The organism is Pseudomonas sp. GM49, from assembly GCF_000282355.1.
GTDB lineage: Bacteria > Pseudomonadota > Gammaproteobacteria > Pseudomonadales > Pseudomonadaceae > Aquipseudomonas.
Map to the genome: position 1 here is coordinate 1 of NZ_AKJL01000244.1, position 13551 is coordinate 13551.

The 13551-nt window shown below is 61.5% G+C and carries 13 protein-coding genes; 4 read left to right on the plus strand and 9 right to left on the minus strand.

Features of this window, described 5'->3' with window-relative positions; genetic code table 11:
- Window positions 1-866, plus strand: an 866-nt coding sequence (locus PMI29_RS08255) for an AraC family transcriptional regulator (RefSeq protein WP_008001192.1), incomplete at its 5' end; no start/stop codon positions are given.
- A gap of 443 nt (window positions 867-1309) precedes the next feature.
- Here PMI29_RS08255 and PMI29_RS08250 read toward each other — a convergent pair.
- From PMI29_RS08250 to PMI29_RS08220, 7 genes are all read right to left on the minus strand, one after another.
- Window positions 1310-2320 (minus strand): YeiH family protein, encoded by a 1011-nt coding sequence (locus tag PMI29_RS08250; protein ID WP_008001193.1) that lies wholly within the window; start codon window positions 2318-2320, stop codon window positions 1310-1312.
- A complete protein-coding gene (locus tag PMI29_RS08245; RefSeq protein WP_008001195.1) occupies window positions 2317-2643 on the minus strand; it encodes a Rieske (2Fe-2S) protein in 327 nt (108 codons plus the stop codon). Before PMI29_RS08245 ends, PMI29_RS08250 begins: the two co-directional genes overlap by 4 nt.
- Window positions 2640-3302, minus strand: a complete 663-nt coding sequence (locus PMI29_RS08240; RefSeq protein WP_008001198.1) for a DsbA family oxidoreductase — start codon at window positions 3300-3302, stop codon at window positions 2640-2642. Before PMI29_RS08240 ends, PMI29_RS08245 begins: the two co-directional genes overlap by 4 nt.
- Entirely contained in the window at window positions 3299-4630 is a 1332-nt protein-coding gene (locus PMI29_RS08235; protein WP_008001199.1) for an MFS transporter, read from the minus strand. Before PMI29_RS08235 ends, PMI29_RS08240 begins: the two co-directional genes overlap by 4 nt.
- A 91-nt stretch (window positions 4631-4721) precedes the next feature.
- On the minus strand, window positions 4722-5774 hold the full coding sequence (locus tag PMI29_RS08230) for a 3-keto-5-aminohexanoate cleavage protein (protein ID WP_008001201.1): 1053 nt from the start codon (window positions 5772-5774) through the stop codon (window positions 4722-4724).
- Between the two features lie 103 nt (window positions 5775-5877).
- Entirely contained in the window at window positions 5878-6726 is an 849-nt protein-coding gene (locus tag PMI29_RS08225; protein WP_008001204.1) for a TauD/TfdA dioxygenase family protein, read from the minus strand.
- 13 nt (window positions 6727-6739) lie between these two features.
- Entirely contained in the window at window positions 6740-7720 is a 981-nt protein-coding gene (locus PMI29_RS08220; RefSeq protein WP_008001206.1) for a quinone oxidoreductase family protein, read from the minus strand.
- 205 nt (window positions 7721-7925) lie between these two features.
- On the opposite strand from PMI29_RS08220, the gene PMI29_RS08215 reads away from it, so the two are divergent.
- Both PMI29_RS08215 and PMI29_RS08210 read left to right on the plus strand, forming a co-directional pair.
- On the plus strand, window positions 7926-9848 hold the full coding sequence (locus PMI29_RS08215; protein ID WP_008001208.1) for an alkaline phosphatase D family protein: 1923 nt from the start codon (window positions 7926-7928) through the stop codon (window positions 9846-9848).
- 140 nt (window positions 9849-9988) lie between these two features.
- A complete protein-coding gene (locus PMI29_RS08210) occupies window positions 9989-10489 on the plus strand; it encodes a hypothetical protein (RefSeq protein ID WP_008001210.1) in 501 nt (166 codons plus the stop codon).
- Window positions 10490-10645: 156 nt separating this feature from the next.
- Here the strand turns inward: PMI29_RS08210 and PMI29_RS08205 are convergent, their stop codons facing one another.
- Complete coding sequence (locus PMI29_RS08205; protein WP_008001212.1) at window positions 10646-11821, minus strand: aspartate aminotransferase family protein; 1176 nt, start codon at window positions 11819-11821, stop codon at window positions 10646-10648.
- Window positions 11822-11923: 102 nt separating this feature from the next.
- Here PMI29_RS08205 and PMI29_RS08200 point away from each other — a divergent pair, with 102 nt between their 5' ends.
- On the plus strand, window positions 11924-12841 hold the full coding sequence (locus PMI29_RS08200; RefSeq protein WP_008001214.1) for a LysR family transcriptional regulator: 918 nt from the start codon (window positions 11924-11926) through the stop codon (window positions 12839-12841).
- A 43-nt stretch (window positions 12842-12884) separates the two neighbouring features.
- Here the strand turns inward: PMI29_RS08200 and msrA are convergent.
- Window positions 12885-13551: peptide-methionine (S)-S-oxide reductase MsrA (gene msrA / locus PMI29_RS08195; protein ID WP_008001216.1), on the minus strand; the 667-nt coding region annotated here is incomplete at its 5' end.

Below are 13551 nucleotides of genomic sequence, written 5' to 3' on the forward strand. Positions count from 1 at the left end.
CCGCCGCCGCCAGCGGCTGCCAGACCTTCGGCCTGAGCATGGCCGAGTCGCGCCAGCTCTCGGACTTTGGCGTGGTCAGCCTGCTGCTCAGCCACCAGCGTACCCTGCGCGATGCCTTGCAGGTCGTGGTGGACTACCGACACCTGATGAATGATTCGCTGGCCATCTTCATTGAAGAGGCCGGCAAGATGGTGATCATTCGCGAAGAGGTGGTCACCGAAACGCCAATGCCCAGCCGCCAGGCTACCGAACTGGCCATTGGCGTGATGTTCCGGCTGTGCTCGGCCCTGCTCGGCTCGCACTGGCACCCCTACAGCGTCAACTTCATGCACCAGCCACCGGACAACCTGCACCTGCATCGCCGGCTGTTCGGCTGCAACCTGGAGTTCGGCAGCGAATTCAACGGCATCGTCTGCCCCGACATCAGCCTCGACATGACCAACCCCAACGCCGACCCGGCCATGGCCCGCTACGCCCAGAGCTACCTCGACTCACTGCACAGCCACGAAGGTGCCTCGATGCTGTTCGAGGTGCGCAAGGCCATCTACCTGCTGTTGCCCATGGGACGCGCCACCATCGAACAGGTGGCCCAGAGCCAGGGCATGAACGTACGCACCCTGCAACGCCGCCTCAAGGACGACGGCTGCGCCTTCAACGACGTGATCAACGATGTGCGTCGAGATCTGGTGCTGCGTTACCTGGACAACCCGAACTACTCGCTGAGCCGCATTGCCGACATGCTCGGCTATTCGATGGCGAGTTCGTTTACGCGGTGGTTTATCAGTCAGTTTGGAATGCCGCCGGCGACGTGGCGGGCGCAAAAACAATCCACAGCAAAACCTGGCGCAGGCCCGAAAGAATCCTGAGTCGAGCACACAAAAAAGTAGGAGCCGGCTTGCCGGCGATGGACTCCAGTGCGCCGCGTTTATCCCGTTCACACGCGTTATCGTTAACGACCATCGCTGGCAAGCCAGCTCCCACAAGGGACCGAGCCCACGCTGAAACTGTAGGAGCCAGCCTGCTGGCGATGGACTCCAGTGCGCCGCGTTTATCCAGTTCACACGCGTTATCGTTAACGACCATCGCTGGCAAGCCAGCTCCCACAAGGGACCATGCCCACGCTGAAACTGTAGGAGCCAGCTCCAAGCGACCGCGTCCGAGTCAAAACCAGTGAAAGCCCCAAAAAAAACGGCGACTGCTGGTACAGTCGCCGCGAAAGACCGGTGTTTGTGACACCGGTCGAGAGCCCCACGGCATGAGGAGTCAACGCCGTGTGGCCCTGCCATAAAACCTGTGCGTGACGAGGCGTTCAGAGCCCCCAGTGCAGCAACAACAGCACCAGCACGACCAGGAACACCGTCTCCCCCACCATCAGCAGAATCGGCTTGATCCCGACCGCCGCTAGCTCCTTGAGCCGGGTCTTCATGCCCAGGGCGCTGATGGAAATCACCAGGCACCAGCGCGACAGTTCGTTGACCGACCCTTGCACCGCAGGCGCTATCCATCCGGTGCTGTTGATGCAGGCCAGAATCAGAAAACCGACGGCAAACCACGGCAACAATGGCGGGCGTTTGCCCGTCGGGTCGGCGCCTTGCATGCGGGTGATCATCGCGGCGGTGACGATCACCGGCAGCAGCATGCCAACGCGCATCAGTTTGACCACCGTGGCCGTGTCGCCGGTCTCGGTCGACATGCTGTAGCCGGCGCCGACCACCTGGGCCACGTCGTGGATCGTGGCACCGAGGAACACGCCCGCCACTTGCGGCGACAACTGCAGCCAGTTGGCGATCATCGGATAGACGATCATGGCCATCGTGGACAGCGCCGAAACACCAATCACGGTGAACAAGGTCGCCCGTTCTTTCTGCGGATGGTTCGGCAATGCCGCTGCCAACGCCAAGGCCGCCGAGGCGCCACAGATGGCCGTCGCGCCGCCGGTGAGCATGCCGAACAGGCGCTGGAAACCCAGGGCCTTGGCGGCGATCACAGACACGCTGATGGTCACCACCACCAGAATCACCACCAGCGCTATCGGCTTCCAGCCCAGCGCGGCCATCTGTTCCAGGGTGATGCGCATGCCCAGCAGCGCCACGCCGATGCGCAACACCGTGCGGGCGGTGAACTCGATACCGGCCTTGCACGGACCGTCATCGGCGAGAAAATTCAGGGCCATGCCCAGCAGCAAGGCGAACAGCATGACCGGCGCACCATAGTGCTCGGACAAAAACGACGCGGCGGCCGCCACGATCAGGCTGACGATAAACCCCGGAGCCAGTTCGCGCGTGCGACTGTGGATACGGGTGAGAGCAATGACGCTCATGGCGCGGACTCCTCGGATGCGATGACGATAAACGCCTGGCCGTCGATGTTCTCGACCGGGTAGTTGGTGACTTTGACCAAGGTGGAATTGAGCATGTAGCCACTGCGCAAATCGAAGCGCAGGCCATGGGCGCAGCATTGAATCACTCGCCCCTCAAGGCGCCCGCCACACAGCGAGGCGCCCTGATGCGGGCAGCTGTCGTCGATGGCAAACAGCTGCCCGTCGACGTTGAACAACGCCAGGCTTTTGTCTTCGAATTCGAACAGCGCCCGGCCACCGGCCTGCGGGTGTTTGCCGGCCGGCACGGGGATGCGCCGAGTCATGCTGACTGCCGCTCGCGATCACTTTCCTTAAGGGCTTCGTTCATCGCCCCGAGCAGCGCCTGAGCAGGTTGCGCACCAATCACCGTCATGCGGCGGTCGAACTGAAAGCTCGGCACGCCACTGGTTGCGCCGGGGGATCCTTCAAATGGCGTGGCGTCGCCCTTCAGGCAATCGAGCACCCCGTCCTTATCGACTCCACAGGAGCGGGCAATGGCGAGCAAGGTCTCCCGACAACCCAGGTTTTCGCGTCTGTGGAAATAAGCGGCGAACAGTCGTTCGAGCAACATTTCACGCTGACTGGAATTGCCCAGTCCGTTGACACGTTCGAACAAACGATGAGCGTCTGCGGTGTTGGGCATCGTCTCGATGCGGCTGAGGTCGATGGCCAGTCCAACCGCCCCGGCAGCCTGCTGTACCTGGGCCTGGCGCATGGTCATGGCGTCCGCATTGCCCAGGCGTTTGCGATAGAACTCGGCGAAGGGCTCACCCTCTACCGGAATCTGAGGCAACAACTGCACGCCATGCCACACCGTGGTGATCTGCACATCCGGGTGGCGACTGCGAAACTGTACCTGCGCATGCTCCAGTTGGCGTTTGCCGATCAGGCACCAGGGGCAGATAAAATCGAAAAACACATCAATACGTAAACGACGACTCACAACTTCACCTCTAAACCCGCTTCACCGACAGGGTCAGGCACGCTCTGACCCTGAAGCCGGGCAATATCTTTGTGGTAATGACACTTGGCATAAAAGAACACCGCCGCCGCCGCGAGGCTGACCAGTGGCACCAGTTGAAACGCGGCATGCAGACCGATGAGGTCGGACACCCGACCGGTGATGAACGGCCCCGGCGCCAGCCCCAGCATGTTGTTGGCCAGGGTCAGCGTGGCGAACGCCGTACCGTGCACCGAGTAATGCGTCAGGTTGGCAACCATCGCGCCGGCAGGTCCCGTGGTACCGGTGGCAATCAGCATGCCCAGGCAGATCAGCAGCAATTGCACCGGCCCTGCCTGCAAGGCAAACGCCGCCGACAACAGCAGGCAACTGCCCAGGCAGAAGCCGATGGCCAGGCTGACTTTGCGCTCCGGTGAGTTGCGACACAGTCGATCGCTGAGCATGCCGCACAGGATCATGCCCGCACCGCTGCACAACACGATGATCGCCGCCATGCCGCCGGCCTTGTCGGTGGGCATGTCGTAGTAGCGGTTGAGGTAGCTGGGAATCCACACCATCACCGTACCGCCGACGAACAACTGCAAGCCGCTGGCAATGTAGGTCGACACCACCGAACGGCTGGACCACAGCGTGCGCAGCGGACGCTTGACCGCGGCAGCCGTCTTGTTCGCAATCTGCGCGGCACGCTGTGGCGCAATGCGCGCTTCCTTGACGATGAGCGGATAAAGCATCGCCAGCACCAGGCCAAACAACGACATGCCGGCGAACGACCAGCGCCAGCCGAGCTTGGCCGCGATGGCACCGCCCAGGGCCATGCCCAGCACCGAACCGAACATCCCGCCCGCCATGAAGGCACTGGCCAGGGTGGCGCGCATGTGTTTGGGGAACACCGAAATCACCACCGCGATGCCCACGCTGCCATAGGCCGCCTCGCCGACGCCGACCATGAACCGCGCGATGAACATCTGCTGGTAGTCCTGAGCCAACGCGCAACCCAGGGTCGCCACGCTCCACAGAAACGCCATCAGCGCCAGGCTCTTGACCCGGCCGAAACGGTCGGCCATCAACGACAGGGGAAACGTCAGCAGGCCGACCATCAGGGCAACGATGCCGCTGAGCAGACCCAGCTGTCCGTCGCTCAATGCCCACTCAGTCTTGAGCAGGGGGAACACCGCGTTCAGTACCTGACGCGACATGTAATCGGAGATCAACAGGCCGAACGTCAGTGCAAAGACGATCCAGGCATATTGGCGCGCAACGCCGACTCCGCTGGAGTCGTCATCGTCAGCGGCTATTGGGTGAAAGGCCATGCAGCCTCCTCAAAGCTTTTATTTATTTTTGTTATCAAGCGTGTAACGGTCAGGCGGACGAGAGGTCACGGCCTCTCGTCCCGACCCTCGGTCAACCGCGTTGCGGTACACCTTTTTGCCCAGCCTTGCGGTTGGGGGCCATGCCGTTGGCCAACAGGGTTTCTTCGATGGTTTCGTACTGCACGCCGATGCGGTAGATCTCGCGGGCTTCTTTGCCGGTGGCGATTTCGCGGCCCAGTTCGTGGGCGATGCGCACGGTTTGCCGGATCTGCGCCACCGAGCCGAAACGATCGCCCTTGTGATCAATGATAGTGTCTTCATTGCCCACGCGCGGGTGCATGCCCATGGCCATCGACATGGTGTTGAACGGCATGACGTTCTTGAGCAGCGATTCGGAGGTCAGGGTGCAACCGTCCGGCGCGCGGTGGATGAAGTTGAAGAAGTTGAACGGGTTCGGGCCGTCGAAGCCGCCACCGATGCCGATCCAGGTCAGGTTCAGCGGCCCCTTGTAGATGCCCCTGCGCACCAGGCGCTCGAGGGTTTCCATGGCGTGCATGCCGGTCAACTGGAAGTGCGGCTGGATGCCGTTCTCCGTCAGGCGCTTGAGGTGCTCGGCAACCCAGGCCGGACCTGCCGGTACGGTCATTTCGCTGTAGGCGGCCTGGAACATCGGGTTGGCCAGGGAGGTGCCTTCCAGGTATTCCGGATACAGCAGCTCCATGATGTTCATCTGGGTGGTGTTGATTGCCACGGTGACCTGATCCGGTTTCGGCGTCAGCTCGGCCAGCATGTGGCGGGTGTCGTCAGACAGCCACTTGGCCGCTTCACCATCGCTTTCCGGGGCGAAGGAAATCGAGCCGCCGACCTGGATGATCATGTCCGGCACGGCTTCACGCACACCGGCGATCAGCTCGTTGAACTTCGACAGACGCTTGGAACCCTTGCCGTCCAGTTCACGCACGTGCAGATGCAGTACGGTGGCGCCGGCTTCATAGCATTCGACCGCTTTCTGGACTTGCTCGTCCATGGTCAGGGGGATGTCTTCCGGGAAGTCTTCGGGCATCCACTCCGGGCCGTACGGGGCCACGGTAATGACTACCTTTTCCATGTTTTCCGGGTGCAGGGAATCGTCGAAGAATTGCATGGTCTACTCCAGTTCTTATGATTGTTCCGTCCACCCGGGGTCGTGCCGGGCAGACGTGTTTACGAGTGCGAATGCTGCGAGTGCGAATGCAGGTGGCGTTCGATCAGAACGTCTTGTCGCCGATGATCCCGGCACGTTCCATCTTGCGATGGCATGGCGGGTAATCCATGACGGCGTAATGCTGGGTACTGCGGTTGTCCCAGATGGCGATGCTGTTCGGCTTCCAGCGCCAGCGCACCTGATACTCGGGGATGTACGCCTGGCTGATCAGGTAGCGCAGCAACTCACTGGCGCCGGGGTTGGCGTCCTGGCCGAAGCGCACCCGCTCAGGGGTGTGGTAGTTGCTGAAGTGGGTGGTGAAAGCGTTGACGAACAGCACCTTTTCACCGGTTTCCGGGTGAGTGCGCACCACCGGGTGTTCGGCGTCCGGGTACATCGCCTTGAGCGCCAGGCGTTTTTCAATCGGCATCGCCGCACCGAAGCTCGCTTCGATGCTGTGGCGTGCACGCAGGTCGGCGATCTTGACCTTTACGTCTTCCGGCAAGTTCGCATAGGCCTGGACCATGTTGGCCCACATGGTGTCGCCGCCGACCGGAGGGCACTCCACGCAGCGCAGCACGCAGCCCATCGGCGGTGCTTCGCGCCAGGTGGCGTCGGTGTGCCAGGCGTTTTCATAGCGGTCCATCGGCTGGTCCGGATTCTTGTAGATCCGCACCAGTCCCGGATGATCCGGATCGCTGCCGGCCACCGGATGATCCTCCAGCTCGCCGAAGCGCCGGGCGAAAGCCACGTGCTCGGCGCGGGTGATGTCCTGATCGCGCAGGAACACCACGCGGTGCTTGAGCAACTGGGCACGAATCTCGGCAAACAGACCGTCGTCATGTACCGCGTCGGCCAGATTGACACCGATCAGTTCGGCGCCAATGCTGCAGGTCAATTGTTCGACTTTCATGGCTGGCCGCTCCTTAAACGACGAAAATCGACGAGCCGGTGGTCTTGCGTGATTCAAGGTCGCGATGAGCCTGCACCGCGTCCTGCAAGGCGTAGTGCTGGTTGATCTCGATCTTGATCCGGCCGCTGCCGACGTGGTCGAACAGCTCGCCAGCCAGGGCTGCTTTTTCGGCCGGGTCGCTGATGTAGTTGGCCAGGGCAGGACGGGTCAGGAACAGCGAACCTTTCATCGCCAGCATCACTGGGTCGAACGCCGGGATCGGACCGGATGCGGTACCCACGCAGACCATCAGGCCACGGGGTTTCAACGAATCCAGCGAACCCATGAAGGTGTTCTTGCCAACACTGTCGAACACCACGTTGACGCCAACACCGTCGGTCAATTCGCGAACGCGAGCGGCGACGTCTTCATGGCTGTAATTGATCGTATGGTCGCAACCGTGAGCCCGGGCGATTTCCGCCTTTTGCTCGGTCGAAACCGTACCGATCACGTTCAGGCCCAGCAGCTTGGCCCACTGCGAAACGATCAGGCCGACACCGCCAGCGGCGGCATGCAACAGGATGCTGTCGCCCGGCTTGAAGTCGTAGATGCGGCGCATCAGGTACGAAGACGTCAGGCCACGCATGGTCATCGCGGCAGCGGTTTCGAAGCTGATGGTTTCCGGCAGCTTGATCAGCGGCGCGGCCGGGATCAGGCGCTCGGTGCTGTAGGCGCCGAGGGTATTGAGAAAACCGGTGTAGGTGACGCGATCGCCGACCTCGACGTTGGTGACCCCATCACCAACGGCCTGGACTACGCCAGAGGCCTCGACGCCCATGCCGTTGGGCAGCGGAATCGCATAGGTACCGTTACGGAAATAGGTGTCGGCATAGTTCAAGCCAACCGCCACATGACGAAGCCGAACCTGGCCTGGACCGGGTTCGCCGACTTCGACGTCCTCATAACGTAGAACTTCGGGACCACCGGTTTCGTAGAAGCGTACGGCTTTGGCCATTTTTCTTATTCTCCAATCTGCAATATGGGCGTGTTGCATCGAATTGCGCTGATTGGACTGTAGGACGAGGCCTGTTGAGACGCTTCTCATCAGACGACAATGGCTTTTCATTTCATGACAGACAGAAACGGGATCTCACTGGCAGGTCCCGCCGTCACCTGCGCTATCATCGCCCGCTTCCACGCCCCAAGAGTCTTGAACCCGGATGTCCGACACGCTGCCACTGCCCGACGATCACCAAGCCCTGCCGCCGGTCCTGGCGGGCCCGCTGTTGCGGCGCCTTGAGCCCACGCGGCTGGTGCTGTGGCTGGTGGGTTCCCGGGCGCTGGCGCTGACCTTGCGCTTGCAGGGCGTCGGCGATATCCGCCTCGATAGCGGGCAATGCACGGTGATTGCAGTGGGGGCTCATGCCTTTGTGCACTTGATCGATGTGCACCTGGATTGCGCCCTGCCCCGGGATGAGTCGATCGACTATGACCTGCTGATCGATGGCGCAGAAAAAGGCGTCGCCGACTGGGCGCCACACCTGCTGTATGGCGATGCCCATTGCCCGAACTTCGTTCTGCGCGAACGGGTCGATCAGTTGCTCCACGGCTCTTGCCGCAAGCCTCATCACCCGGCGGCAGACGGCTTGCTGTGCGTCGACCGGTTGCTGGCGCAGGAACATACCGCCAAGGACCGCCCGGCATTGCTGATGATGACGGGCGATCAGGTCTACGCCGATGACGTCGCGGGGCCGATGTTGCGGGCGATTCACGCCTTGATCGAGCGTTTGGGGTTGTTCGGCGAACATCTGGAAGGCGCGGTGGTCAGCGACAGCGCCAGGCTCTACGAGCATCCGGCCAGTTACTATCACCGTGCGGATCTGCTGCCGGCACTGCAAAGCAATGAAACCCTGCGCGAGCGTTTTTTCGGTGGCGCGCGCAAGCCGATTTTCACCAGCAGCAGTGCCGACAATCACCTGGTGACCTTCGCCGAAGTCATGGCCATGTATTTGCTGGTCTGGTCGCCAACGCCCTGGACCCTCATCGACCCACAGGCACCGACGCTGACGCCGCAAAGACTTGAACGCTACGCCCTTGAACAGACGCGCATCGATGCCTTCAAGGCAGGCCTTGGCAGCGTCGCGCGAGCAATGGCGCATCTGCCGACGCTGATGATTTTCGACGACCACGACATCACCGATGACTGGAACCTGTCCGCGCAATGGGAGGAAACGGCCTACGGCCATCCGTTCTCCCGGCGCATCATCGGCAACGCGCTGCTGGCGTACATGCTGTGCCAGGGCTGGGGCAACAATCCGGATGCGTTCACTGCCGTGATGGAAAAGGCCGGTACGTTGAGCGCCAGCGCACACGACCGTCACCGCGACAGCACGGTTCAGGATGATTTGATCGATGATCTGCTGAAGTTTCAGCACTGGCATTACGTGCTGCCCACCACCCCCGCCATCGTGGTGATCGACACCCGCACCCGACGCTGGCGCAGCGAGATGAACCTCAAACAACCTTCCGGTTTGCTCGACTGGGAAGCCCTCAGCGAACTGCAACAGGAACTGCTGGACCACCCGAGTGCGATCATCGTTTCACCGGCGCCGATCTTCGGCGTCAAACTGATTGAAACCGTGCAGCGGGTATTCAGCTGGTGCGGTTATCCACTGCTGGTGGACGCGGAAAACTGGATGGCCCATCGCGGCGCGGCACAGGTGATCCTGAACATTTTCCGCCACTCGCGCACGCCGGGTAACTACGTGGTGCTGTCAGGCGACGTGCACTACTCCTTCGTCTACGAAGTGCTGATCCGCCACCGCAAGGCCGGGCCACGCATCTGGCAGATCACCAGCAGCGGCATCAAGAACGAATTCCCGGCCACCCTGCTCGAGTGGTTCGACCGCCTCAACCGCTGGCTGTACTCGCCACGTTCGCCGCTGAACTGGCTGACCAAACGTCGACGCATGCGCATCGTGCCCCACGTACCCGAACACGCCGAAGCCGGTGAGCGGCTGTGGAACTCGGCGGGGATCGGGCAGGTGTTCTTTAATGAAAAAGGTCAGCCACAGGACATTTTTCAACACAACGCCAATGGCTCGCCAAAGACACGAATGGTTGCGCCGGAGGGTGAGGACTAAAGGTATAACCCCTGTGGGAGCGAGCTTGCTCGCGATGGCGGCGTATCAGTCGACATCGATGTTGGCTTTGAGTCCGTCATCGCGAGCAAGCTCGCTCCCACAGTGATCCTCGTCAGGCACATAGGTAGAGGCAACTCGGCATGAACCTCACCCGCACCCTGATCATCGGCAACTCCGGCTCCGGCAAGAGCTGGCTGGCCCAGCGGCTGGCCGAGCAACTGCGCGTGCCCTGGACCGATCTCGACCGGATTCACTGGCTGTCCGACGAGCACAGCATCCCCCGCCCCCGCGCCGAAGCACTGGCCATGGCACGGATCGCGGCCGAACAGGAGCATTGGGTGATCGAAGGCGTGTATGGCTGGATCGCCAGTGAACTCCTGCCACGGGCGACTGCGCTGATCTGGCTGAGCGTCGGGGACGAGGATTGCGTGGCCAACATTCGCCGACGGGAAACACAGGATGACGAACGGTTGGTGGCCTTGCTGGAGTGGGCGGGCAGTTATCGCAAGCGTGATGATTCAAGTGGATTTGCTGCGCATCAGCGGTTGTTCGAAGGCTTTACCGGTTCGAAAATTCAATTGATGGATTGGAAAGAAATCACCGACTTCGCTTCAGAAGTAGGAACAATACCTATCAGTTAAGGCACAAAACCTGTGGGAGCGAGCTTGCTCGCGATGGCGATTGCACAGTCAACATCGTCGTTGACAGACACTCCGCTATCGCGAGCAAGCTCGCTCCCACAGGATTTGCGGTGCGCACGGCCTTATCCGATCGGCATCACGCTGTAGGGCCGTGTTTCAAGCCTCTTTCACCACACCACTCACCCCTCTGACAATCATCTCCACCTCCCGCTCATCAATCGTCAGCGGCGGCAGCAGGCGAATGGTTTTCCCCCGCGTGACGTTGATCAGCAAACCGTGATCCCGGGCGGCGATCAGGCTCAGGTCGCGGATCGGTTGCTTGAGTTCGATGCCGATCATCAGCCCCTGACCACGGATCGCCATTACGTTCGGGTTGCCCGCCAACTCGGTGCGCAATCTTTCGAGCAAGCGTTCCCCCTGAAGCCGGGCGTTTTCCAGCAGCCCTTGTTCTTCAACGATATCCAGCACGGTGCAACCGACCCGGCAAGCCAGCGGATTGCCGCCGAAAGTGCTGCCGTGGCTGCCCGGCGTGAACAGTTCGGCCGCCTTGCCACGGGCCAGGCAGGCGCCGATGGGTACGCCGTTGCCCAGGCCTTTGGCCAGGGTCATGACGTCCGGGACGATGCCTTCGTGCTGGAACGCAAACCATTGGCCGGTGCGGCCGATACCGGTCTGGATTTCATCGAGCATCAACAGCCATGAGCGCCGGTTGCACAGTTCGCGCACGGCCTTGAGATAGCCCGGTGGCGCCAGTTGCACACCGCTTTCGCCCTGGATCGGCTCCATCAGCACCGCCACGATCCGCGAGCCATGGGCTTGTTGCACCTTGTCCAGTGCGTCGAGGTCGCCGAACGGCACTTTGACGAAATCCCCCGGCAGCTTGTTGAAACCCAGGCGCACAGACGGGCCATCGCTGGCCGACAACGTGCCGAGGGTGCGGCCATGGAATGCGTTCTCCATGACCACCACCAGCGGCTGCTCGATGCCTTTGTGCCAGCCATGCAGCCGGGCGATTTTCAGTGCAGTTTCGTTGGCTTCGGCCCCGGAGTTGTTGAAAAACGCCCGGTCCATGCCCGTCAGGCGGGTCAGTTTCTGCGCCAGCCGTTGCTGCCAGTCGATGCTGTAGAGATTCGACGTGTGCAGCAGCAACCCGGCCTGTTCAACGATGGCGGCAACGATTTTCGGGTGGGAGTGGCCGACGTTGGTCACCGCCACACCGGCGACCGCATCCAGGTATTCGCGACCGGCCTGATCCCACAGGCGAGTGCCCAGGCCCTTGTTGAAACTCAGGGCCAAGGGTTGGTAAGTGCTCATCAGGCAGGCGGCGGTCATGACATCAAGCTCCAGCAAGGGTCGGTGTTTTTGCAGTATGGTTAGCCACCTGAACTGGATAAACGCTGGAAATCTTCAATCATTTTAAAGTTGAGCTTGATAATGGATTTATTCCAGGCAATGACCGTTTACGTGAAAGTGGTGGAGACCGGCAGCATGACCGCCGCCGCTTTGCAGTGCGATATGTCCACGACCATGGTCGGCAACCACCTCAAGGCCCTGGAGCAACGGCTGGGTGTGCGCCTGCTCAACCGCACCACGCGGCGCCAGCGGCTGACCGAGTTCGGTGCCGCGTATTACCAGCGTTGCCTGGAAGTGTTGGGGCTGGTGGCCGATTCCGAGCGACTGGCCGAACAGGCTCTGGACGAACCGAGCGGCACCTTGCGCATCACCGCACCCTTGACCTTCGGCACCGAACGCCTGGCGCCGGCACTGAGTGAGTTCAGCCGGCAAAACCCGCGGGTGAAACTCGACGTGGTACTGACCAACCGACGCCCGGATCTGCTGGAAAACGGTCTGGATGTAGCGTTTCGCCTCGGCGCGCTGGAGCCCTCCAACCTGATCGCCCGCCCGCTGATCGACTACACCCTGACCATGTGCGCATCACCGGAATATCTGGCCCGTCGGGGCACACCGCAAACACCTGAAGACCTGCGGCTCCACGATTGCCTGTCCTTTGCCTATCCGGCCGGCGATGACTGGCAATCGGTGCAAAAGGAATGGCGCCTGGCCGGTCCCGATGGCGAAGTCAGCGTGGGGGTCAGCGGGCCGATGCTGATCAACAGTTCGGCCGGACTGCATCAGGCAGCGCGAGCCGGCATGGGCATCGTGATGATGCCCGACGCCTTGGTCGAGCAGGACCTCAAGGACGGAAAGCTGCTGGCCTTGATGCCCGATTACTGCCCGCCCAGTCGGCCGATGCACCTGGTCTATGCCCAGGATCGCCACCGTTTGCCGAAACTGCGGCGTTTCGTCGAGTTCGCCGTACAGATGTGGGGCAAGCACCCGTTGGCCGAATAGACCATGCATGAGTCAGTGGCAGGGTTGTCCATCTCCCATTCACTCACATCCCCGCCTTCACCAGCACCGGTTGTTCCTGATAACGATTCGGGTACAACTGCTTGAGCTGCGCCACCTTCGGCAAGTCATTGATCACGATGTACGGATAGGTCGGATGTTCGGTCAGGAAATCCTGATGTTCCTCCTCCGCCGGATAGAAACCGTTGAAGGTTTCAAGCCGGGTCACGATCGGTTTATCGAACGAATGCGCGGCGTCGAGCTGGGTGATGTAAGCCTGCGCGACCCGCTGCTGCTCAGCGCTTTTGGTGAAGATCGCCGAGCGATACTGGGTGCCGCTGTCCGGCCCCTGACGGTTGAGTTCGGTCGGGTTGTGCGCCACCGAAAAGTAAATCTGCAGCAAGGTGCCATAACTGACCTGAGCTGGATCGAAGGTGACTTCGACCGATTCCGCATGGCCGGTATTGCCGTCGCTGACACGTTCGTAATGCGCGGTATTGGCCGCCCCGCCCGCGTAGCCGGAGACTGCATTCTTCACCCCTTTGACATGCTGAAACACACCTTGAACGCCCCAGAAGCAGCCACCGGCGAACACCGCGGTTTCGCTGCGGGCCTGGGTGGTTTCGTCGAGGGCCGGCGGTGGAATGATCACCGCCTCTTCGGCACCACCGAACGAGAAAGCCGAGCATTGGCTGATGATGCCGGCAGCCGCC